15 protein-coding genes are annotated in these 22,240 nt (G+C 69.0%); 13 read left to right on the top strand and 2 right to left on the bottom strand.

The window, feature by feature from the left end; genetic code table 11:
- The first annotated feature begins 330 nt into the window (after nucleotides 1-330).
- The 4 genes from FF096_RS09875 to FF096_RS09860 all read left to right on the top strand — a co-directional run bounded on the left by FF096_RS09875 (nucleotide 331) and on the right by FF096_RS09860 (nucleotide 5,358).
- Nucleotides 331-1,398: a sugar ABC transporter substrate-binding protein gene (locus tag FF096_RS09875; protein ID WP_155216560.1), complete on the top strand. Its 1,068-nt coding sequence runs from the start codon at nucleotides 331-333 to the stop codon at nucleotides 1,396-1,398.
- Entirely contained in the window at nucleotides 1,395-2,930 is a 1,536-nt protein-coding gene (locus FF096_RS09870; protein ID WP_309223004.1) for a sugar ABC transporter ATP-binding protein, read from the top strand. Before FF096_RS09875 ends, FF096_RS09870 begins: the two co-directional genes overlap by 4 nt.
- Entirely contained in the window at nucleotides 2,923-3,963 is a 1,041-nt protein-coding gene (locus tag FF096_RS09865) for an ABC transporter permease (RefSeq protein ID WP_155216558.1), read from the top strand. Before FF096_RS09870 ends, FF096_RS09865 begins: the two co-directional genes overlap by 8 nt.
- Before the next feature lie 66 nt (nucleotides 3,964-4,029).
- Entirely contained in the window at nucleotides 4,030-5,358 is a 1,329-nt protein-coding gene (locus FF096_RS09860; RefSeq protein ID WP_309223003.1) for an enolase C-terminal domain-like protein, read from the top strand.
- Between the two features lie 101 nt (nucleotides 5,359-5,459).
- On the opposite strand, the gene FF096_RS09855 is transcribed toward FF096_RS09860, so the two are convergent.
- Nucleotides 5,460-6,155 carry a FadR/GntR family transcriptional regulator gene (locus FF096_RS09855; protein WP_155216554.1) on the bottom strand — a complete coding sequence of 232 codons (696 nt, stop codon included), beginning with the start codon at nucleotides 6,153-6,155 and terminating at the stop codon, nucleotides 5,460-5,462.
- Between the two features lie 556 nt (nucleotides 6,156-6,711).
- On the opposite strand from FF096_RS09855, the gene FF096_RS09850 reads away from it, so the two are divergent.
- Nucleotides 6,712-9,714 carry a glycoside hydrolase N-terminal domain-containing protein gene (locus tag FF096_RS09850; protein ID WP_155216552.1) on the top strand — a complete coding sequence of 1,001 codons (3,003 nt, stop codon included), beginning with the start codon at nucleotides 6,712-6,714 and terminating at the stop codon, nucleotides 9,712-9,714.
- Between the two features lie 102 nt (nucleotides 9,715-9,816).
- Here the strand turns inward: FF096_RS09850 and FF096_RS09845 are convergent, their stop codons facing one another.
- Nucleotides 9,817-11,124 carry a hypothetical protein gene (locus FF096_RS09845; protein WP_155216550.1) on the bottom strand — a complete coding sequence of 436 codons (1,308 nt, stop codon included), beginning with the start codon at nucleotides 11,122-11,124 and terminating at the stop codon, nucleotides 9,817-9,819.
- Between the two features lie 495 nt (nucleotides 11,125-11,619).
- Between FF096_RS09845 and chvE the strand changes: the two genes are divergently transcribed.
- The 8 genes from chvE (at nucleotide 11,620) to FF096_RS09805 (ending at nucleotide 22,114) form a co-directional block, all read left to right on the top strand.
- Nucleotides 11,620-12,750 carry a multiple monosaccharide ABC transporter substrate-binding protein gene (gene chvE, locus FF096_RS09840; RefSeq protein ID WP_309223002.1) on the top strand — a complete coding sequence of 377 codons (1,131 nt, stop codon included), beginning with the start codon at nucleotides 11,620-11,622 and terminating at the stop codon, nucleotides 12,748-12,750.
- A gap of 110 nt (nucleotides 12,751-12,860) precedes the next feature.
- Nucleotides 12,861-14,378, top strand: a complete 1,518-nt coding sequence (mmsA, locus tag FF096_RS09835) for a multiple monosaccharide ABC transporter ATP-binding protein (RefSeq protein WP_305070130.1) — start codon at nucleotides 12,861-12,863, stop codon at nucleotides 14,376-14,378.
- Nucleotides 14,375-15,622, top strand: a complete 1,248-nt coding sequence (gene mmsB / locus FF096_RS09830; protein WP_155216546.1) for a multiple monosaccharide ABC transporter permease — start codon at nucleotides 14,375-14,377, stop codon at nucleotides 15,620-15,622. Before mmsA ends, mmsB begins: the two co-directional genes overlap by 4 nt.
- Before the next feature lie 218 nt (nucleotides 15,623-15,840).
- A complete protein-coding gene (gene araB / locus FF096_RS09825; protein WP_155216544.1) occupies nucleotides 15,841-17,505 on the top strand; it encodes a ribulokinase in 1,665 nt (554 codons plus the stop codon).
- A complete protein-coding gene (locus FF096_RS09820; protein WP_155216542.1) occupies nucleotides 17,502-18,194 on the top strand; it encodes an L-ribulose-5-phosphate 4-epimerase in 693 nt (230 codons plus the stop codon). The genes araB and FF096_RS09820 overlap by 4 nt, the downstream gene beginning before the upstream one ends.
- Nucleotides 18,195-18,318: 124 nt before the next feature.
- The gene (locus FF096_RS09815) at nucleotides 18,319-19,320 is read left to right on the top strand and encodes an ABC transporter substrate-binding protein (RefSeq protein WP_375335319.1); all 1,002 of its coding nucleotides are present in this window, start codon (nucleotides 18,319-18,321) and stop codon (nucleotides 19,318-19,320) included.
- Nucleotides 19,321-19,502: 182 nt separating this feature from the next.
- Nucleotides 19,503-21,044: a sugar ABC transporter ATP-binding protein gene (locus FF096_RS09810; protein WP_155216540.1), complete on the top strand. Its 1,542-nt coding sequence runs from the start codon at nucleotides 19,503-19,505 to the stop codon at nucleotides 21,042-21,044.
- Nucleotides 21,041-22,114 (top strand): ABC transporter permease, encoded by a 1,074-nt coding sequence (locus FF096_RS09805; RefSeq protein WP_155216538.1) that lies wholly within the window; start codon nucleotides 21,041-21,043, stop codon nucleotides 22,112-22,114. The genes FF096_RS09810 and FF096_RS09805 overlap by 4 nt, the downstream gene beginning before the upstream one ends.
- The last annotated feature ends 126 nt before the right edge of the window (nucleotides 22,115-22,240 follow it).

Genomic DNA, 22,240 nt, shown 5'->3' with positions numbered 1-22,240 from the left:
TCGGCTGGGTTCGTGTCCGTCGGGCAGCCTGATCGCCTTACGGGCAGGCTTTGAAAGCGTTGACGTCACACGTCTGTAACCCCTAACGTCTGATGTCTGAGGTACGCGAACTCCACCACCCATCACCGTGTTCCTGGAGGGATCGCCATGTCCCGTCCCCCTGCCAGCCGTCGGGCCCGGTCGAGGCGTCCCCGGTGCGGGTGGGCGCCCGTGGTCTGGTCCGTCGACCCGCATGAACCCTTCGCACCTCACATCCGAGGTGTACGTCGCCGCCCGGTAGCGGGCGTGCCGACGCGCTTCGGGTGATGCCCCGGATATGGAGGAACGACCATGGCAAACAGGGCGCTGCTGAGCCTGGGCCTGACGTTGACACTCGGCGCCTCGGCCACCTTGGTGGCCGGCTGCGGTGACCGTGCGGCCGACGGATCCGGATCGACCGATTCCCCGGTCGTCGGGGTGGACTACCCCCGCTCCGACACGGACTTCTGGAACTCCTACATCACTTACGTTCCGCAGTTCGCCAAGGAACTCGGTGTCGAGATCAAGACGACGAACTCACAGAACGACATCGCCAACCTCATCTCGAACACCCAGACCTTCATCAGCCAGGGGGTCCAGGGGGTGGTGATGGCACCGCAGGACACCGCCGCCATCGCGCCGACGCTGTCCCAACTGGACGACAGGAAGATCCCGGTGGTCACCATCGACACCCGACCGGACACCGGCAACGTGTTCATGGTCGTCCGTGCCGACAACCGTGCCTACGGCATCAAGGCGTGCCGGTTCCTCGGCACCAAACTCGGCGGCACGGGCAAGGTCGTCATGCTCCAGGGCGGCCTCGACTCGATCAACGGCCGGGACCGCACCGAGGCGTTCAACGAGTGCATGCAGCAGGAGTTCCCGGACATCACCGTCTTCGGCGAGGCCACCGACTGGAAAGCGGACGTGGCCGCGTCGAAGCTCCAGACCCGGTTCGCGTCGGACCCGGACGTCAAGGGCATCTACATGCAGTCCTCCTTCGCCCTCTCCGGAACCCTCCAGATCCTCAAACAGCGCGGTCTCCAGGTGCCACCGAGCGATCCCAAGCACGTCTTCGTGGTCTCCAACGACGGCATTCCCGAGGAGCTGAAGCACATCGGTGACGGTCTGATCGACGCCACCGTCAGCCAGCCGGCCGACCTCTACGCCAAGTACGGCCTGGAGTACGTGCAGGCGGCGATCGAGGGCAAGACCTTCCAGCCCGGACCGACCGAGCACGGCAGCACCATCATCCAGGTGCGCGACGGCCTCCTTGAGGACCAGCTGCCGGCGCCGCTGGTGACGCTGGACGGTGCGCCGATCGCGGGCGAGCCCACGGTGAAGTACGACGACGCCTCCCTGTGGGGCAACAACCCGTGAGCGTCGAGCGACCTGGCGACGAGCTGGCCCGAGCCGACCAGCCGGTCGTCGAGGCGGTGAACATCACCAAACGGTTCGGCTCGACCCTGGCGCTGGACGACGCGGGGATCGTGGTCCGGCGGGGCGAGACCCACGCCCTGGTCGGGCGCAACGGTGCCGGCAAGTCCACCCTGGTCAGCATCCTGACCGGGCTACAGGCCGCCGACAACGGCGCGGTGGCCTTCGACGGGCGCCCGGCACCGCCGCTGGGGGATAGGGACGCCTGGCGCAGGCGGGTCGCCTGCGTCTACCAGAAGTCCACCATCATCGGCACGCTGACCGTCGCGGAGAACCTGTTCCTCAACCGGCACGCCCGCGGTCCGGGCGGGTTGATCCGGTGGTCGCGGCTGCGTCGGGAGGCGGAGCAGCTGTTGGCGGAATGGTCGGTGGAGGTCGACGTACGCCAGCCCGCCTCGACCCTCTCGGTCGAGCAACGACAGTTCGTCGAGATCGCCCGGGCGCTCTCCTTCGGCGCCCGGTTCATCATCCTCGACGAGCCGACCGCCCAGCTCGACGGAGCCGGCATCAACCGGCTGTTCGCCCGGATCCGTCAGCTGCGGGCGCAGGGCGTGACCTTCCTGTTCATCAGCCACCACCTCCAGGAGATCTACGAGATCTGCGATCAGGTGACCGTCTTCCGCGACGCCCGACACATCGTCACCGCCCCGGTGGCGCGGCTGAGCCGACCGGCGTTGGTCGGTGCGATGACGGGTGAGGACGTGACGATGCCCGAGGCCGACCACCGCCCGCTGGTAGGCGATGCCCCGGTGCTGTTGTCCGTCCGGGACCTGGTCACCACCTCCGGTGCCGAGCTGTCCCTCGAGACCCGGGCGGGTGAGGTGGTGGGCATCGCGGGCGGTGGCGGCAGCGGCAAGGTCGAGGTCGCCGAGGCGATCGTCGGCCTGGCCCGGCCGGTGGGTGGGACGGTCGTGGTCGACGGTCGGACGCTGCGTCCCGGCAGCGTGCCCGACGCACTCGACGCCGGTGTCGGCCTGGTGCCGCAGGACCGGCACCGGGAGGGCCTGGTTCCGCTGCTGTCCATCGCCGAGAACGTCACCATGACCGTGCCGGGTCGGATCGGCCGACGGGGCCTCATCTCGCCGGCCCGGCGCGACGCCCTGGCCCGGGACACCATCGCCGACCTGGCGATCAAGGCGTCCGGCCCGCAGGTGCCGGTCGCCGACCTGTCCGGCGGCAACCAGCAGAAGGTGGTCATGGGTCGGGCCCTGGCCAGTGACCCGAAGCTGCTGGTCCTGATCACCCCCACCGCCGGTGTGGACGTGCGCTCCAAGCAGACCCTGCTCGGCGTGGTCGAGGAGGTTCGTCGTCGCGGCACCAGCGTGTTGGTCGTCTCCGACGAACTCGACGACCTGCGGATCTGTGACCGCGTCCTGGTGATGTTCCAGGGACGCCTCGTCCGCGAGATGCCCCACGGCTGGAGCGACAACGAGCTGGTAGCCGCCATGGAAGGGGTGGATCTCCACCATGTCTGAGACGCTCTCCACCACGCGGTCGGCGGCCACGCCGCCCGCGTCCGCACCGGGTGCCTCGTCGCGCAGCCTGGCCATCGCCCGACTCCGTGATCTGGCGCTGGTGCCGGCGATCGTCGCGGTCGCGATCGTCGGGTCGATCGTCAGCCCGGTCTTCCTCAGCACCGACAACATCATCAACGTGTTGCAGAGCATGTCGGAGATCGCCATCGTGGTCCTCGCCCAGACCATCGTGCTGATCACCGGCAAGATGGACCTGTCGCTGGAGTCCACCTTCGGTCTCGCGCCCGGCATCGCGGCCTGGCTGGTCGTGGACCCGGCGTTGACCCGGGGCCTCGGCCTCGACCTGCTGCCGGACGCCTGGTCGGTCCCGGTGGTGCTGCTCGTCGGCGCTCTCGTCGGCGCCTTCAACGGGCTGCTCATCGTCCGGTTCGGCCTCAACGGCTTCATCGTCACGTTGGGCATGCTGATCGTGCTGCGTGGTCTGCTCACCGGCATCTCCGGTGGCCAGACCTTCTTCATGCTGCCCGACTCGATGACCTATCTCGGCTCCGCCACCTGGGTCGGCGTGCCGGCCTCGATCTGGTTGTCGCTGCTGCTGTTCGCCGCCGGGATCGTCGTCCTCGGCTACACCCGTGCGGGTCGGGCGCTGTACGCGATCGGCGGTAACGCCGACGCGGCCCGCGCGGCGGGCATCCGCACCGACCGGGTGCTCTGGATGGCGCTGATCGTGGCCAGTGTGCTCGCGGCCCTCGCCGGTCTGCTGATCAGCGGTCGGCTCGCGGCGGTGCCGTCGGCCCAGGGCAGCGGCGCCATCTTCCAGGTGTTCGCGGCGGCGGTGATCGGTGGCGTCAGCCTCAACGGCGGCAAGGGCAGCGTGTTCGGCGCCTTCACCGGCGTGCTGCTGCTTTTCATGATCATAAACGTGTTGACCTTGGCCGGGGTGCCCGCGCAGTGGACGAACTTCCTCAACGGCACCGTCATCCTGGTGGCCCTGGTGGTCTCCCGCATCACCGGAGGCAAGGCGCAGACGTGAGGCGGCCGACCGGCCGGCGTCGCGAGGCAGACAACCAGGGCACACCTGTTCGACCCCTCAGGAGTTGTGGTGAGTGAGCGCGTCTCGTCCGTAGAAACCATCGACGTACGGTTCCCCACGTCCCGGCATCGTGACGGGTCGGACGCGATGAACCCGTTTCCCGACTACTCCGCCGCGTACGTCATCGTGCGGACGTCGGCCGGGGCCGAAGGGCACGGCTTGATCTTCACCGTGGGGCGTGGCACCGACCTTCAGGTGGCGGCGGTGCAGACGCTCGCCTCGATGGTGGTCGGCGAGCGGGTCGACGAGCTGATCGCCGATCCGGGCGCGCTGGCCCGCCGGCTCGTCGGGGACAGCCAGATCCGTTGGCTCGGGCCGGAGAAGGGCGTCGTGCACATGGCCGCCGGTGGTCTGGTCAACGCGGTGTGGGATCTCGCGGCCCGACGGGCGGGGAAGCCGCTGTGGAAGCTGCTCGCCGACCTCACCCCGGAACAGCTGGTCGCGCAGGTCGACTTCCGCTACCTGCGGGACGCCCTCACCGAGGACGAGGCACTGGCGTTGCTGACCGCCGCCGAGCCCGGCCGGGGCGAGCGCGAGCGGCGGCTGCGCGCCGAGGGCTACCCCGCGTACACCACCACCCCGGGCTGGCTGGGTTACGACGACGAGAAGCTGGCCCGGCTCTGCCGGGAGGCGGTCGAGTCGGGCTACCGGCTGATCAAGCTCAAGGTGGGCGGGAACCTGGCCGACGACATACGCCGGATGGGCATCGCCCGGCAGGCGGTCGGTCCGGACGTGCGGATCGCGGTGGATGCGAACCAGATCTGGGGCGTACCCGAGGCGATCGGATGGATGCGGGAGCTGGCCGCGTTCGACCCGTACTGGATCGAGGAGCCGACCTCGCCGGACGACGTGCTCGGGCACGCCGCCGTCCGTAAGGCTCTCGCCCCGGTCAAGGTGGCCACCGGCGAGCACGTGCACAACGCCGTGATGTTCAAGCAACTGCTCCAGGCCGACGCCGTCGACGTGGTGCAGATCGACGCCTGCCGCGTCGGCGGGGTCAACGAGAACCTGGCGATCCTGCTGCTCGCCGCGAAGTTCGGGGTGCCGGTCTGCCCGCACGCCGGGGGAGTGGGGCTCTGCGAACTGGTCCAGCACCTGGCCATGTTCGACGTCGTCGCGCTCAGCGGCAGCACCGAGGACCGGGCCATCGAGTACGTCGATCACCTGCACGAACACTTCGTCGATCCGGTACACGTCAGCGGCGGACGCTACCGCGCGCCCGAGGCTCCCGGGATGAGCGCGCGGATCCGGCCCGACTCGTTGGCGCGGTACCGCTTCCCGGACGGCCCGGCGTGGGTGGACGCGTGGGTCATCGCGGAAGCGCCGGGAACATGACCGGCGGCGGGCGGTCACCGACCGGGTCCGGATGCCGCCCCGTGCCGGTCGGATCATCTGATGTCTGGCGTGGTCCGACCATCCGGGTTAGCGGTGGGTGGCTACTCGTCGGCCGAGCCGGCGGCCAGCACCGTACGCAGCCAGGCCTCCGAGGTGTTGACGTGCAGCAGGGCGCTGGCCTGGGCCAACAACTGATCCCGGGCGCGCAGGGCGAGGTAGATGGTGTGGTGTTCCTCGATGGTCTGGTGCGCCGCGTTGCCCTCTATCAACCCGCGCCACACCCGGGCGCGCAGCGTACGACCGGAGAGCCCGTCGAGCAGCGAGGTGAGGGTCTCGTTGCCGGTGGTGGCGACGACGGTGTGGTGGAAGGCGGTGTCGTACCGGATGAGCTGCTCGGCGTCATCGGCCGCCGCCCGCATGTCCGCCAGGATCTGGCCCAGCTCGTCGAGGTCGGCATCGGTCATCCGCAACGCCGCCAGGCCGGTCGCCATCGGCTCCAGCATCCGGCGTACCTCCATGACCTCCAGGAGGGTGTCGTCGCGCAGCAGTTCCACCGCGACGCCGAGCCCCTGCAACAGCAGGCGGGGGGCGAGGCTGGTGACGTAGGTGCCGTCGCCGCGCCGTACGTCGAGCACGCGGGCCGATTCGAGCACCTTGACCGCCTCTCGGACGCCGCTGCGCGACAGTCCCATCTGGGCGGCCAGCACCGGCTCCGGTGGCAGTCGCGTCCCGGGGGGCAGCTCACCGCTCTGGATCATGCTCCGGATCTTCGCGATCGCGTCGTCGGTCAGTGCCATCCACGCCCCCTCCGGACCGGTCAGCCGTACGCCCCCGGCCTGGACCCGGAATCCGTGGCCGCCCCGGCGATCCTCACCACTATAGAGACATCGGACGTTTCCCGGCGACGCAAGCGCGGCCGGGGCCGAAAGCGACTCACTGCCCTGGAGGGGGAGACCTGCGACGTGACGCATTGGTGATCCGACCCGGGGCGCAGCACCGGGTCGCCGGTCGGCGACGGCCTGCCGCCACAGTGGTCTGGCCGCGCCCCGCGCCGGGATACATCTGACGAATATGGTCGACGGATCGCACCTAGCCCGGTGTGCGATCGGGCCCGACAGGGTCGGTTGATGGGTGTGGCGGCATCCTGCCCGAGATGCTGAAATGCCTGCTGGAGCGCACTTATCTGGCTCGACGGCGGGTCTGCGCGTCGCCTGCTATTCGCATAGATCGATCATTGCCTATCGGGGTCGGCGGCGGTAACATTCGCGAAACACCTCAGATGTTTGACCGTTCTGGGCCTGCCGGCGATCCGTGGGGCTTCGGATGGCCGGATCGGTCACGGTTGGAGGATCGATGTCAGACCTGACTCGACGGCAGGCCCTCAAGATCGGAGCGGCGGGCGCGGGCGGAGCCCTGCTGCCGGTGCCGTGGACCGCCGTCGCCCGAGCGAACTCGTCGGCGCCGCCCCAGGTGCTCGCCGCCGGTGACCTGGCGCTCTGGTACGACGAACCCGCCGGCACCGACTGGCTGCGGGCACTGCCGATCGGCAACGGCCGGCTCGGCGCCATGGTCTTCGGCAATGTCGACACCGAGCGGCTACAGCTCAACGAGGACACCGTCTGGGCCGGTGGGCCGCACGAACCGAGCAATCCCCGTGGGCTGGGCGCACTGGCCGAGATCCGGCGGCTCGTGTTCGCCAACCAGTGGACCCAGGCCCAGAACCTGATCAACCAGAACATGCTCGGCAACCCGGTCGGGCAGTTGGCGTACCAGACCGTCGGCAACCTCCGGCTGGCCTTCCCGACCTCCGGCGGCGCGTCGCAGTACGACCGGCAGCTGGACCTCACCACCGCGACCACCACCGTGTCGTACGTGATGAACGGCGTGCGGTACCAGCGGGAGACCTTCGCCAGCGCGCCGGACCAGGTCATCGCCATGCGGCTGACCGCCGACCGGAGCGGCTCGATCACCTTCACCGCGACCTTCGACAGCCCGCAGCGGACCTCGGTCTCCAGCCCGGACGGCTCCACCATCGCCCTCGACGGCATCTCCGGCAACCAGGAGGGCGTCAACGGCGCGGTGCGTTTCCTCGCGCTGGCCCACGCCACCGTCAGCGGCGGCAGCGTGAGCAGCTCCGGTGGCACGCTGCGGGTGACCGGTGCCACCAGCGTGACCCTGCTCGTGTCGATCGGCTCCAGTTACGTCAACTACCGCAACGTCAGCGGCGACTACCAGGGCATCGCGCGTGGGCATCTCACCGCGGCGCGGGCCAGCAACTACGACCAGCTGCGCAGTCGGCACGTCGCCGACTACCAGGCGCTGTTCGGGCGGGTCAGCCTCGACCTGGGGCGTACCTCCGCCGCCGACCAGCCGACCGACGTGCGGATCGCCCAGCACAACAGCGTCAACGATCCGCAGTTCTCCGCGCTGCTGTTCCAGTTCGGTAGGTACCTGCTGATCTCGTCCTCCCGACCGGGCACCCAGCCGGCCAACCTCCAGGGCATCTGGAACGACTCGCTGACCCCGGCCTGGGACTCGAAGTACACCATCAACGCCAACCTGCCGATGAACTACTGGCCGGCCAACACCACCAACCTGTCCGAGTGCCACGCGCCGGTCTTCGACATGATCCGGGAACTCGCGGTGGCCGGAGCCCGCACCGCGCAGGTCCAGTACGGTGCCGGTGGCTGGGTCACCCACCACAACACCGACGCCTGGCGGGCCACCTCCGTGGTCGACGGCGCGTTCTGGGGCATGTGGCAGACCGGCGGGGCCTGGCTGGCCACCCTGATCTGGGACCACTACCTGTTCACCGGAGACATCGAGTTCCTCCGGGAGAACTACCCGGCGATGAAGGGCGCGGCGCAGTTCTTCCTCGACACCCTGGTGACCGAGCCGAACCTCGGCTATCTGGTGACCAACCCGTCTAACTCGCCGGAGATCGGCCACCACGCCGACGCCAGCGTGTGCGCCGGGCCGACGATGGATAACCAGATCCTGCGCGACCTGTTCGACGGATGCGCCCGAGCGAGCGAGGTCCTCAACACCGACGCCACCTTCCGGGCCCAGGTGCGGGCCACCCGGGACCGGCTCGCGCCGAACCGCATCGGGTCGCGCGGCAACATCATGGAGTGGCTCTACGACTGGGTCGAGACCGAGCGCAACCACCGCCACGTCTCACACCTGTACGGGTTGGCGCCCAGTAACCAGATCACCCGCCGGGGCACCCCGGCGCTGTTCGAGGCGGCCCGGCGCACCCTCCAGATCCGGGGCGACGACGGCACCGGCTGGTCACTCGCCTGGAAGATCAATTTCTGGGCGCGGATGGAGGAGGGCAACCGGGCCCACGACCTGATCCGCTACCTCGCCACCCCGGCCCGGCTGGCGCCGAACATGTTCGACCTGCACCCGCCGTTCCAGATCGACGGCAACTTCGGCGCCACCGCCGGCATCGCGGAGATGCTGTTGCACAGCCACGTCGGCGAGCTGCACATCCTGCCGGCCCTGCCGGCGGCCTGGCCGAACGGGCAGGTCAGCGGATTGCGCGGCCGGGGTGGTCACACCGTCGGCATCACCTGGCGCAACGGTCAGGCCACCGAGATCCTCGTCCGGCCGGACCGGGCCGGCACGGTCCGGTTGCGGGGCCGCATGTTCACCGGCGACCACACCGTGGTCGACGCCGCCGACGGCAGCACGCCCCGGACCACGAGGATCGAGAGCGACCTGATCGAGGTCACCGTCGCAGCCGGGCGCACCTACCGGGCCACCGGCTCCGGTGCCGGGCCCACCGCGCCGCCGCTGGAGCAGAGCTTCACCAACGTCAGCACCACCAACGACAACAACACCGGTGCCGGGAACTTCGACGGCAACGGGGCCACCCTCTCCGCGCAGGCCCTGGCCCAGGCCGGGGTCACCCCGGGCAGCACGGTGAGCCGCAACGGCGTCACCTTCCGCTGGCCCAACGTCGCACCGGGCGGTGCCGACAACGCCATCGCCTCGGGCCAGTCGATCGGTCTGACCGGCACGGGCCGTACGCTCGGCTTCCTCGCGACCGGCACGTACGGGGCCGTGTCGGGCACCGGTGCCGTGGTGTACGCCGACGGCACCCGGCAGACGTTCACGCTCAGCACCCCCGACTGGTACGGCGGACCGCACTCCGGTGGCACGGCGGCCATCGTGATGGCGTACCAGAACCGCCCGGGCAACCAGCGGCAGAACACCACCGCCTGCATCTACTACGTCGGGGTGAGCCTGCAGAACAAGCCGGTGACCCGGGTGGAACTGCCCAACATCAGTGCGGGCCCCGCGGCCTACGTACCGACCATGCACATCTTCGCGATCGCGATCGGCGGCTGAGCCCGGACCACCGTCGACGGATCCGAATGGGCTCGCCGGCCACGACGTACGCCCGTCGTGGCCGGCGAGCCCGGTCTCCTTCCGCTCGACAGGTGCCGGTCGTCAGCGCTGGGCCAGCAGCCAGCGCAGGATGCTCTGGTCGTCGTAGGTCGGGCCGTAGGCCGCGTGGTAGTCGGGCAGCGAGAACGCCTCGTCGCCGTACTCGGTGTAGCGCAGCAGTTCGGCGACGCGCTGCGCCGGCACGCCCCGCGCCTCGTACGCCGACCGCAGCGCCTCCCGCGAGTTGCGGGCCAGCGAGATGTTGAGCAGGTGGTCGCTGACGCCGTGGGTGATCCACAGCGGGATCTCGGCGGCGGCGATGGCCGCCGCCTGACCGGCGCTGACCTGGAATCCACCGGTCACCAGGCCGGCGGTGAACAGGTCGGGGCGCTTGGCGAAGGCCTCCCACAGCAGCCGTGAGCCGTACGACACGGTGGTGGCGTAGACCCGTTCGGTGTCCACCGCGTGGTCCTTGCTGAACTGCTCGACCAGCTTGACCAGCAGGTCCGCCTCGGCCACGTCGCCCACCCGCTGGTTCTGCGGGGCGAGCACGATGACCTCCTCCTGGCTGCCGGTGACACCCGGCTGGAGCCAGGCCGTCGCCGGGATGTCGGCGGCGATCTGCACACCCGTGTTGTCGCCGTCCCAGCCCATGCCGTGTCCGGGCAGCACGACCATCAGCGGGTACGTCCGGTCGGTCCGGTAGTTCTTCGGCAGGTGGTAGTGGTACGGCAGCACCATGCCGCCGCTGAGGTACGAGTCGTAGCGGAACTCGTCGACCAGCAGGTTCACCGGCGCCTCGGTTACTCCGTGCGAGGTGTGCGGCGCGCCCTTGGCCAGCACCGGTCCGTTGCCCTTGCCGTTACCCGGCTGGGCGTGCACGTCCTTGCGCTGGGTCACCCGGGTCGGCAGGTCCGGGTTCACCTTGACCGTGCACATGAAGGTCGGGCACTTGGAGACGATGACGGTCCAGCCGGCGTTCTGGTCGGGGTCCAGCTCGACGATGACGTACCGGCCGGGTACGGACTGACGGTCGGCACGGACGGTGGCGGTGCTGTTGGTGTACGTGTGGGTGATCGTCCGCTCGGTCAGCTTGGGCAGGTCCTCGATGGGGTTGAAACGGAAGTTGTAGCTGGTGTCGGAGACCGTGAAGGTCGAGTTGTCGAGCTTGCGGGGGTTGACCGTCGCGTCGTACTCCACGGCGACCGCCGAGACCTTCTGGCCGTAGCTGTAGACCGTGGTGATGGGGGTGATGCTGCGGATGCCACCGGTGTCGCCGCCGTGCTCCCGGGTGGCGGAGTAGGCGGCGGTGCCGGACGTGGCGAGCAGCAGCACCGCAGCGACGGAGACGAGCGTCCTGCGCAGTCTCATCGGCCCTCCTCATTGGACGCGTCCGCCTGGGTCCGGCTCGCGCGAGCGGCATTGCCGGGCGTCGAGAACAGCGGGCGCTAAACTGATTTAGCAGAGCATCGGCGTCCGCCCTTGGGGATGTCAAGACCCCAGGACCGGTCACGGCGCGAACATCGAGCGTCGACGGCGACGACTCGGGTAGGGCGGGTCGCGGGGTGGGCTGAACTGTGCACGGAGGTCGCCGTCGGGGGTGTTCGCGGGCCCTGGCTTGCCGTATTCTTCTCTGTCGATGAGCGTCGCGCGGTCGGGCGGCGCGACTCCGCGGCGAGGCCGGGTCATCACCGACCTGACCTGCGACGACGTAGTCGCCGGGTGGAGCGCGACGTTCGTTACGAGACCGTGACCGCGGTATTTCGAAACAGGTGTTGACCTCCGCAATGTGAGCGCTAACACTTGGGCCCCAAGTGCGACCCGCGCAGCCGCTACGACGGCGCGAGTTCCAGATTGGGGAAGCCAGTGAACAGAAAAGTCCTGGCCGTTCTCGGTAGCGCCGCCCTGGCGCTGAGCATGGCGGCCTGCAGTGGTGAGGGTGCCGGCGGCGGCGGAAACGACGGCGACAAGCCCGCTGAGCTGACCATCGGCGTCTCGATGCCGACGCAGACCTCCGAGCGGTGGATCGCGGACGGCAACTCGGTCAAGGAGAAGCTCGAATCCAAGGGCTACAAGGTCGACCTCCAGTACGCCGGTGACGACATCCCCACCCAGTCCCAGCAGGTCGACCAGATGATCACCCGGGGTGCCGACGTGCTCATCATCGCGGCGATCGACGGCACGGCGCTCAGCGGCCAGTTGCAGGCGGCGGCCGACGCGAAGATCCCGGTCATCGCCTACGACCGGCTCATCCGGGACAGCCCGAACGTCGACTTCTACGTCAGCTTCGACAACTACAAGGTCGGCGTCGCCCAGGCGACCGCGTTGCTGGTCGGCCTCGGGGTGCAGACCAAGGACGGTGGGAAGGGCGAGGCGACCGGGCCGTTCAACATCGAGCTGTTCGCCGGATCGCTCGACGACAACAACGCGCACTTCTTTTTCGACGGCGCGATGGACACCCTCAAGCCGTTCATCGACAACGGCACCCTGAAGGTGACCTCCGGGCAGACCAAGATCGAGCAGGTGGCGATCCTGCGGTGGCAGCAGGAGGCCGCGCAGAAGCGGATGGAGGACCTGCTGACCGCCAGCTACAACAACGGCACCAAGGTCGACGGCGTGCTGTCGCCGTACGACGGGCTGTCGCGGGGCATCATCACCGCCCTGCAGAACGCCGGCTACAAGGGTGCCGACTTCCCGGTGGTGACCGGTCAGGACGCCGAGATCGCCTCGGTCAAGCTGATCGACGACGGGGTGCAGAACTCCACCATCTTCAAGGACACCCGGCTGCTGGCCGAGCAGGCCGTCATCGCCGCCGAGGCGTTCCTGAAGGACACCACGCCGCAGGCCAACGACACCGAGACGTACAACAACGGCGTCAAGGTCGTCCCGTCGTACCTGTTGCCGGTCCAGACGGTGTACAAGGACGACATCAAGCCGGTCCTGATCGACTCGGGCTACTTCACCGCCGAGGAGGTCGCCGCCGGCCAGGCCGGCTGACGGCGCTGCCGGGCTCGGTGGCGCATCGCCGCCGAGCCCGGCACCACCCCCGCCCCCACCCGACGATCCGGAGGCTCAGGATGGTGCCTACCAACGACAACATCCTCGAGATGCGTAGCATCACCAAGACCTTCCCGGGCGTGGCGGCGCTCCAGGACGTCAACCTCGCCGTACGCCGTGGGGAGATCCACGCCATCTGCGGGGAGAACGGCGCCGGCAAGTCCACCCTGATGAAGGTGCTGTCAGGGGTCTACCCGTCCGGCAGCTACGACGGCGAGATCCTGCTCGACGGCGAACCGGTGCACTTCCGGGGCATCCGGGACAGCGAGAGCCAGGGCATCGTCATCATCCACCAGGAACTCGCCCTGGTGCCGTACCTGTCGATCGCCGAGAACATCTTCCTCGGCAACGAGCAACGCGGGCCCGGCGGGCTGATCGACTGGAACCGCACCAACGCCGAGGCGGCGAAGCTGCTCGCCTCGGTGGGGTTGGCCGAGAACCCGGTGACCCCGGTGGTGCAGCTCGGCGTCGGCAAGCAGCAACTGGTGGAGATCGCCAAGGCCATCTCCAAGAAGGTCCGGCTGCTCATCCTCGACGAGCCGACCGCGGCGCTCAACGACGTCGACTCGGCCCACCTGCTCGACCTGATGCGCCGCCTGCGCGACGAGGGCATCACCTGCATCATGATCTCGCACAAGCTCAACGAGATCACCGCGATCGCCGACTCCACCACGGTGCTGCGCGACGGGCGGACGGTGGAACGGCTCGACGTGGCCGCCGGCGAGGTGACCCAGGAACGGATCATCCGGGGCATGGTCGGCCGCGACCTGAACAGCTTCTACCCCGACCGGGTCTCCACGCCGGGCGAGGAGGTGCTGCGGATCGAGAACTGGTCGGTGCGGCACCCGACCCAGGACCGCCTGGTCGTCGACGGCGCGAGCCTGAACGTGCGCGCCGGTGAGGTGGTCGGTATCGCCGGGCTGATGGGCGCCGGACGTACCGAACTGGCGATGAGCGTCTTCGGGCGCTCGTACGGTCGGGACATCACCGGCCGGTTGTTCGTGCACGGCCGCGAGGTCCGGGCGCGCACCGTCGCGGAGGCCATCCGCAACGGCATCGCGTACGCGACGGAGGACCGCAAACGCTTCGGGCTGAACCTCATCGAGGACATCCGGCGCAACGTCTCGGCGGCCGGACTGCGTCGACTCGCCCGGTTGGGCTGGGTGCACGACAACGAGGAGATCAAGGTCGCCGAGACCAGTCGGCGCGACATGAACATCAAGGCGCCGAGCGTGATGTCGGTGGTGGGCAAGCTCTCCGGTGGCAACCAGCAGAAGGTCGTCCTGTCGAAGTGGCTGTTCACCGATCCCGACGTGCTGATCCTGGACGAGCCGACCCGGGGCATCGACGTCGGGGCGAAGTTCGAGATCTACACGATCATCAACCGGCTGGTGGCCGACGGCAAGGCCGTCATCATCATCTCCTCCGAACTGCCGGAGCTGCTCGGCATGTGTGACCGCATCTACACGTTGTCGGCGGGTCGCATCACCGGCGAGGTGCCGGTCGCTGAAGCGACCCAGGAGAAGCTCATGGAACTCATGGCGAAGGACAAGGAAAGCGTCGGATGACCAGCACCAGGCCCTCCTCGGTGGGTAAGAGGCCGACCGAGAGCGCTCCCGCCGCGGCACTGCACGCCGGCACCAGCGACCCACGTACGCTGATCATGAACAACCTGCGGCAGAGCGGCATCTTCGTCGCCCTCGTCGTCATCGTCGCCCTGTTCGCGTTCCTGACCGACGGTCTCTCGCTGAGCCCGGGCAACATCACCAACATCGTCCTGCAGTACTCCTACATCCTGGTCCTCGCCATCGGCATGGTCATCGTGATCATCGGCGGGCACATCGACCTGTCGGTGGGCTCGGTGGTGGCGCTGACCGGCGCGGTCTCCGCCGTGGTCGTCATCCGGCAGGGGCAACCGTGGTGGGTCGGCGTGCTGGCCGCCCTGGTGGTGGGACTCGCGGTCGGTGCCTGGCACGGCTTCTGGGTGGCGTACGTCGGCATCCCGGCCTTCATCGTGACCCTCGCGGGCATGCTGCTGTTCCGTGGCCTCACCCTGCGGGTGCTGGACAACATCTCGCTGTCGCCGTTCCCGGCCGAGTACAACCGGATCGCCGCCGGGTTCCTCAACGGCCTGATCGGTGGTGACGGCTATGACGCCTTCACCCTGCTCATCGGCGGCATCGCGGTGGCCGGCTACGTGGTGAGTTGCTTCCGCACCCGGTCGGCCCGGGTCCGCTACCAGCAGCCCGTCGAGTCGTTCGCGCTGTTCGTCGCCCGGATGGCGCTGGTCGGCGCCGTGGTGATGTGGTTCGCCTGGCAACTGGCCCACGCGCGGGGCCTGCCGATCGTGCTGATCATCCTGGCCGCCCTGGTGCTCGTCTACGGGCTGCTCACCCGGCGCACGGTCTTCGGTCGACAGGTCTACGCGATCGGTGGCAACCTCTCCGCGGCGATGCTGTCCGGGGTGAAGGTCCGCACCGTCAACTTCTGGATCTTCGTCAACATGGGCTTCCTGTCCGCGGTGGCCGGCATCATCTTCTCCTCCCGCTCCAACGGAGCGCAGCCCGCGGCGGGCAACATGTTCGAACTCGACGCGATCGCGGCGGCGTTCATCGGCGGTGCGGCGGTCACCGGCGGCGTCGGGACCGTCGTCGGGGCGATGGTGGGTGGACTCATCATGGCCGTGATGAGCAACGGCATGCAGCTGATGGGTGTGGACCAGTCGTTGCAGTCGGTCGTCAAGGGGCTCGTGCTGCTGGTCGCCGTGGCCTTCGACGTCTACAACAAGCGTCGAGCGGGCGCGAGCCGCTGACCGTGGCCAAGGTTCGCGCTGCCGGTTTCTCCACCGGGGCAGCCGGCCTGAGCAGGGCGAAGAGGTGCCGGAGGCGAGGCGACGCGGTAGCGCGGGGTAGCCGACCGGCGGGTGGGCCTGCGACCATGCAGTCCGTTACGGAGCTGTTGCCGGGGGGTGTCTTGACGACATCGGATGTGAGCGTTAACACTGAGGTCCGTCATCGGCCGGAGGTGAAGATGAGCGGTGTGGCAGCAGGCGACAAGTACGTCGTCGGCGTCGACTACGGCACCCTTTCGGGGCGGGCTCTGGTGGTCCGCGTCCGTGATGGTGCCGAGCTGGGAACCGCGGTGCACGAGTACCGCAACGCGGTGATCAGCTCAGCGCTGCCGGACGGAGGCACGCCGCTGCCGCCGGACTGGGCGTTGCAGGATCCGGAGGACTACCGCGAGGTGCTGCGCCAGGCGGTGCCGGCCGCGGTGGCCGCCGCCGGGGTCGACCCGAACGACGTCGTCGGCATCGGCATCGACTTCACCGCCTGCACCGTGCTGCCGACGCTGGCCGACGGTACGCCGCTGTGCGAGGTGCCGGAACTGCGTCAGCGTCCGCACGCCTGGGTGAAGCTCTGGAAGCACCACGCCGCCCAGCCGCACGCCGACCGGATCAACGCGCTGGCCCACGAGCGGGCGGAGCCCTGGATCGGTCGCTACGGCGGCAAGATCTCGGCCGAGTGGCAGTTCGCCAAGGGCCTGCAGATCCTGGAGGAAGATCCCGAGATCTACCAGCGGGCCGAGCGGTTCATCGAGGCCGCGGACTGGATCGTCTGGCAGTTGTGCGGCGTCGAGACCCGCAACGTCTGCACCGCCGGCTACAAGGGCATCCACCAGGACGGCCGCTACCCCTCGACGGACTACCTCACCGCGCTCAACCCCGACTTCGGCGACTTCGTGTCCAAGCTGGACGGCCCGCTGATGCCCCTCGCCGCTCGTGCGGGTGGACTGACCGCCCGTGCCGCGGCCTGGACCGGGCTGCCGGAGGGGATCGCCGTCGCGGTCGGCAACGTCGACGCGCACGTCACCGCCGCCGCCGCCCAGGCGCTCGACCCGGGCCGGCTGGTGGCGATCATGGGGACGTCGACCTGCCACGTGGTCAACGGCACCCAGCCCGCCGAGGTGGCCGGGATGTGCGGTGTGGTCGACGGTGGCATCAGCTCCGGAGCCTGGGGCTACGAGGCCGGGCAGAGCGGCGTCGGCGACATCTTCGGCTGGTTCGTCAAGCACGCCGCCCCCGCCGGGGTCGACTCGCACGAGCGACTCACCGAGTTGGCCGCCGCCCAGCCCGTCGGCGCGCACGGCCTGATCGCCCTCGACTGGTGGAACGGCAACCGGTCGCTGCTGGTCAACCACGACCTCAGCGGGCTGATCGTCGGGATGACCCTGGCCACCCGGCCGGAGGACATCTACCGGGCGCTGCTGGAGGCGACGGCGTACGGCACCAGGATGATCATCGAGGCGTTCGTCGAGGCCGGGGTGCCGGTCGACGACCTGGTGATCGCCGGTGGTCTCACCTCGAACAAGCTGCTGATGCAGATCTACGCCGACGTCACCAACCGACCGTTGGGGATCATCGGCTCCGCACAGGGCCCGGCGCTCGGCTCGGCGATCCACGCCGCCGTGGCCGCCGGTGCCCATCCGTCCATCCACGCCGCGTCGCAGGCGATGGGTCGGATAGCGGCGGCGGTCTACCAGCCGGACCCGGACCGGGTTCGCGCGTACGACGCCCTCTACGCCGAGTACCGGGCGCTGCACGACCACTTCGGTCGCGGTGCCAACGACGTGATGCTGCGGCTGCGCGCGATCCGTAACGCCGCCGTGGAGTCCTCGCCCCAGGAGGTGTTCGCATGACCGTCGACGTGTCCCGCCAGATCAGCGAGCTGCGCGAGAGCGTGGCCCGGCTGCACGGGGAACTGACCCGGTACGGCCTGGTCGCCTGGACGGCCGGCAACGTCTCCGCGCGGGTTCCCGGCCAGGACCTCATGATCATCAAGCCGAGTGGCGTCGACTACGACGACCTGTCGGCCGACAACATGGTGCTCTGCGACCTCGACGGCAACCCGGTGGAGGGGGAGTTGTCGCCGTCGAGCGACACTGCGGCGCACGCCTATGTCTACCGCGCCATGCCCGAGGTGGGAGGTGTCGTGCACACCCACAGCTCGTACGCCACCGCCTGGGCGGCGCGGGGTGAGTCGATCCCGTGCCATCTGACCGCGCAGGCCGACGAGTTCGGCGGGGAGATCCCGGTGGGCCCGTTCGCCCTGATCGGTGGCGACGACATCGGCAAGGGGATCGTCAGCACGCTCACCGGGCACCGTTCGCCCGCGGTGCTGATGCGCAACCACGGCGTCTTCACCATCGGGCCCAACGCCCGTGCCGCGGTCAAGGCCGCGGTGATGTGTGAGGACGTCGCCCGAACCGCGCACCTGGCGCGCGCGCTCGGGCAACCGGTGCCGATGGCGCAGGCCGACATCGACGCCCTCTACGACCGCTACCAGAACGTCTACGGCCAACGATCTTCGCCTTCGGCGAAGTCCTGAACCGGTCCCGGTCCGACCGGGGCTGTTGGTACCAACCGACGCACAGGATCGCACCACCAGCGCTGGCCGCTTCCGTACCTCCGCAGCCGGCGAGAACAACCGCACCCCCACCCGAGGAGATCCGATGAGGAACATGCGAATGCCCATGGCGCGTCGGCGCGCCATGGCGGTCGTCGCTGCCGTGCTGCTCGCCGGCGGCGTGGCGGCCTGCGGCAACAGCGACACCGGCGGCGACGGCGGCGACGACGGCAAGCTCGTCCTGGGCTTCTCCCAGGTCGGCGCGGAGAGCGGCTGGCGTACGGCCAACACCAACTCCATCAAGGAGGCGGCGGCGGAGGCCGGGATCGAGCTGAAGTTCGACGACGCGCAGCAGAAGCAGGAAAACCAGATCAAGGCGATCCGCAACTACATCCAGCAGAAGGTGGACGTGATCGCCTTCTCGCCGGTGGTGGAGTCCGGCTGGGACACCGTCCTCAAGGAGGCCAAGGACGCCGGTATCCCGGTCATCCTGACCGACCGCGCGGTGGACTCGGCCGACACGTCGCTCTACAAGACCTTCCTCGGCTCGGACTTCGTCAAGGAAGGCCGGCTCTCCGGCGAGTGGCTGGTGGAGAACAAGAAGGACGCGACCGGCGACGTGAACATCGTCGAGTTGCAGGGCACCACCGGCTCGGCCCCGGCCAACGACCGGAAGAAGGGCTTCGCCGAGGCGATCGCCGCCGACCCCAAGCTGAAGATCATTGCCTCCCAGTCCGGCGACTTCACCCGGGCTGGCGGCAAGCAGGTGATGGAGCAGTTCCTGAAGGCTCACCCGAAGATCGACGTGCTCTTCGCGCACAACGACGACATGGGCCTGGGCGCGCTGGAGGCGATCACCGCGGCTGGCAAGGAGCCCGGTAAGGACATCACCATCATCACGATCGACGCGGTCAAGGACGGCATGCAGGCCCTGGCCGACGGCAAGTTCAACTTCATCGCGGAGTGCAGCCCGCTGCTCGGCCCACAGCTGATGGACCTGGCCAAGAAGGTGCACGCCGGCGAGGAGGTGCCGCCGCGGATCGAGACCGAGGAGACCACCTTCACGCAGGAGCAGGCCAAGGAGGCCCTGCCCAACCGTAAGTACTGATGACGCGCGGGGCCGCCGCACGTGAGGTGGTGGCCCCACCGCGTCGCCCATTCCCGGACGGGCTGGGCGTCTGGTCCGACATCCCGCGCCACGCCGTCCGGCCGGCCCGCAGGCCGGTCCGGGCGGCGTGCCGGGATAACTGGCCCTTCCGCATCCATAAAAATTAGAAGAGGATCGATGGGATGACGGATAGTCGTCCGGTCCTGACGATGACCGGGATCAGCAAGTCCTTTCCCGGGGTGCGCGCACTCCACAATGTCGACTTCCGGCTCTTCCCTAGCGAGGTGCACGCCCTGATGGGCGAGAACGGCGCCGGTAAATCGACCCTGATCAAGGTGTTGACGGGCGTCTACGGCATCGACGAGGGCAGCGTCACCCTCGACGGCGAGCAGGTGGCCTTCAACGGACCGATGCAGGCCGCCGCGGCCGGGGTCAGCACGGTCTACCAGGAGGTCAACCTCTGTCCGAACCTGTCCGTGGCGGAGAACATCTTCATCGGGCGGGAGCCGCGCAGGTTCGGTGCCGTCCGCTGGGGCGAGGTCCGGCGGCGGGCCCGACAGCTGCTGGCCCGGCTGGATCTCGACATCGACGTCACCGCGCCGGTGGCGAGTTTCTCGCTGGCCGTGCAGCAGATGGTCGCGATCGCCCGGGCGATCGACGTGCAGGCCCGGGTGCTGATCCTGGACGAACCGACGTCCAGCCTGGACGCCGGTGAGGTCGCGCAACTGTTCCGCATCATGCGGCAGCTGCGTGACGAGGGCATCGCCATCCTCTTCGTGACCCACTTCCTCGACCAGGTCTACGGCATCGCGGACCGGATCACCGTGCTGCGCAACGGCACGCTGGTGGGGGAGTACCCGACCGCCGAGCTGCCGCAGCTCGCGCTGGTCGAGAAGATGATCGGTAAGGAACTCGACGTCCTCGAAGGCATCGAGGAGCAGCCCCGGCCCGAGTTGGCGGCCATCGAACGCGGCACGCCGTTCGTCCAGGTGTCGAAGCTCGGTCGTCGGGGCGCGGTCGCCCCGTTCAGCCTGACCATCCACGCCGGTGAGGTGGTCGGCCTGGCCGGGCTGCTCGGCTCCGGGCGTACCGAGGTGGCGCGGCTGCTGTTCGGCGCGGACCGGGCCGACCGTGGCGAGATCGAGGTGAACGGCACCCGGACGGGTCTGCGTAACCCGGTGCAGGCCATCGACCACGGCATCGGCTTCTGTTCGGAGAACCGCCGCACCGAGGGGATCATCGCCGACCTGTCGGTCCGGGAGAACATGATCCTGGCCATGCAGGCCGCTCGCGGTTGGCTGCGTCCGATTCCGCGCCGCCGCCAGGACGAACTGGTCGACCGGTACATCAAGGCGTTGAGCATCCGCCCGGCCAACCCGGAGATGCCGGTACGCAACCTCTCCGGCGGCAACCAGCAGAAGGTCCTGCTGGCCCGTTGGCTGATCACCGAGCCACGGCTGCTGATCCTCGACGAGCCGACCCGGGGCATCGACATCGGCGCGAAGGCCGAGATCCAGAAGCTGGTGGTGCAGCTGTCCGACGGTGGCATGGCGGTGCTGTTCATCTCCGCCGAGTTGGAGGAGGTCCTCCGCCTCAGTCACAAGATCGCGGTGATGCGCGACCGGGAACTGGTCGCCCACCTCGACAACGACGACACTGTGGACGCCGACCTCGTCATGCAGACCATCGCCAGCGGCACCGCACGTGAGGAGGCGAACCGATGAGCGACGCCGGGAACCGCTTCCGTCCCCTGCTCGGGCACCGACTGTTCTGGCCGGTCGCCGTGCTCGTGGCCATGTTGGCGGCGAACACCATCTACCGTCCGGGGTTCCTCGCCATCGAGGTGAACAACGGGCACCTCTACGGCACCCCGATCGACATCCTGCGGCTGAGCGCCCCGCTGATCCTGGTCGGGCTGGGCATGACCCTGGTCATCTCCACCGGCGGCATCGACCTGTCGGTCGGCTCGCTCTGTGCGATCAGCGGCGCCATCGCCTGCCTCTACATCAGCCGGGCACCGGACCAGAACAACCTGGTCACCGTCCTGACCGCGCTCGCGATGGCGCTCGGGGTCGCGCTGGTGCTCGGCGCCTGGAACGGCGTGCTGGTCTCCGTCATCGGCATCCAACCGATCATCGCCACGCTCATCCTGATGGTGGCCGGTCGCGGCCTCGCACAGCTGATCGCCGAAGGGCAGATCATCACCATCAACTCCGGCCCGTACCGGGCGATCGGGTTGGGGCACCTGCTGACCCTGCCCCTGGCGATCTTCATCGCGCTGGCCGCGGCGCTGCTGGTGGCGGCGTTCACCCGCCGCACCGCGCTCGGCATGATCGTCGAGTCGGTGGGCGGCAACCGGGAGGCCAGCCGGCTGGCCGGCATCCGATCGGGTCGGATCGTCTTCCTGGTCTACGTCGTCAGCGCCGCCTGCGCCGCGATCGCCGGGTTCATGATGACCGCCAACGTCTCCAGCGCCGACGGCAACAACACCGGCCTGTGGGTGGAACTCGACGCGATCCTCGCGGTGGTCATCGGCGGCACCTCGCTCGCCGGTGGCCGGTTCTACCTCAGCGGCACGATCGTCGGCGCGCTGATCATCCAGACCCTGACCACCACGGTGTACGCCATGAACATCTCACCGCAGACGGCGCTGCTGTTCAAAGCGGTAGTCGTCATCGCCGTCTGTCTCATCCAGGCGCCCGCCTTCCGGGCCAAGTTCCGCCGTCGACGGCGCGGGACTCCGCCACCGACGCCGTCGGCACCGCAGCCCCAGAAGGAGCAGGTGACAGCATGAGTGAGCGTCAGCGAGCGAATCATCGGCTCAGTGTGGTGGTGCCTCATGGCGGCACGGAGCGAAGCGGAGTGCTGGCATGAGTGAGCGTCAGCGAGCGAATCATCGGCTCAGTGTGGTGGTGCCTCA

Origin of the sequence: Micromonospora sp. CP22, assembly GCF_009712475.1 — a bacterium.
GTDB lineage: Bacteria > Actinomycetota > Actinomycetes > Mycobacteriales > Micromonosporaceae > Micromonospora.
This window is presented reverse-complemented; position numbering and strand designations above follow the sequence as displayed.

Coding starts and splice junctions, on each gene's coding strand:
- FF096_RS09875 (WP_155216560.1), top strand. CDS start 331: ATGGCAAACAGGGCGCTGCTGAGCCTGGGCCTGACGTTGACACTCGGC.
- FF096_RS09865 (WP_155216558.1), top strand. CDS start 2,923: ATGTCTGAGACGCTCTCCACCACGCGGTCGGCGGCCACGCCGCCCGCG.
- FF096_RS09855 (WP_155216554.1), bottom strand. CDS start 6,155: ATGGCACTGACCGACGACGCGATCGCGAAGATCCGGAGCATGATCCAG.
- FF096_RS09850 (WP_155216552.1), top strand. CDS start 6,712: ATGTCAGACCTGACTCGACGGCAGGCCCTCAAGATCGGAGCGGCGGGC.
- FF096_RS09845 (WP_155216550.1), bottom strand. CDS start 11,124: ATGAGACTGCGCAGGACGCTCGTCTCCGTCGCTGCGGTGCTGCTGCTC.
- mmsA (WP_305070130.1), top strand. CDS start 12,861: ATGCGTAGCATCACCAAGACCTTCCCGGGCGTGGCGGCGCTCCAGGAC.
- mmsB (WP_155216546.1), top strand. CDS start 14,375: ATGACCAGCACCAGGCCCTCCTCGGTGGGTAAGAGGCCGACCGAGAGC.
- araB (WP_155216544.1), top strand. CDS start 15,841: ATGAGCGGTGTGGCAGCAGGCGACAAGTACGTCGTCGGCGTCGACTAC.
- FF096_RS09820 (WP_155216542.1), top strand. CDS start 17,502: ATGACCGTCGACGTGTCCCGCCAGATCAGCGAGCTGCGCGAGAGCGTG.
- FF096_RS09815 (WP_375335319.1), top strand. CDS start 18,319: ATGAGGAACATGCGAATGCCCATGGCGCGTCGGCGCGCCATGGCGGTC.
- FF096_RS09810 (WP_155216540.1), top strand. CDS start 19,503: ATGACGGATAGTCGTCCGGTCCTGACGATGACCGGGATCAGCAAGTCC.
- FF096_RS09805 (WP_155216538.1), top strand. CDS start 21,041: ATGAGCGACGCCGGGAACCGCTTCCGTCCCCTGCTCGGGCACCGACTG.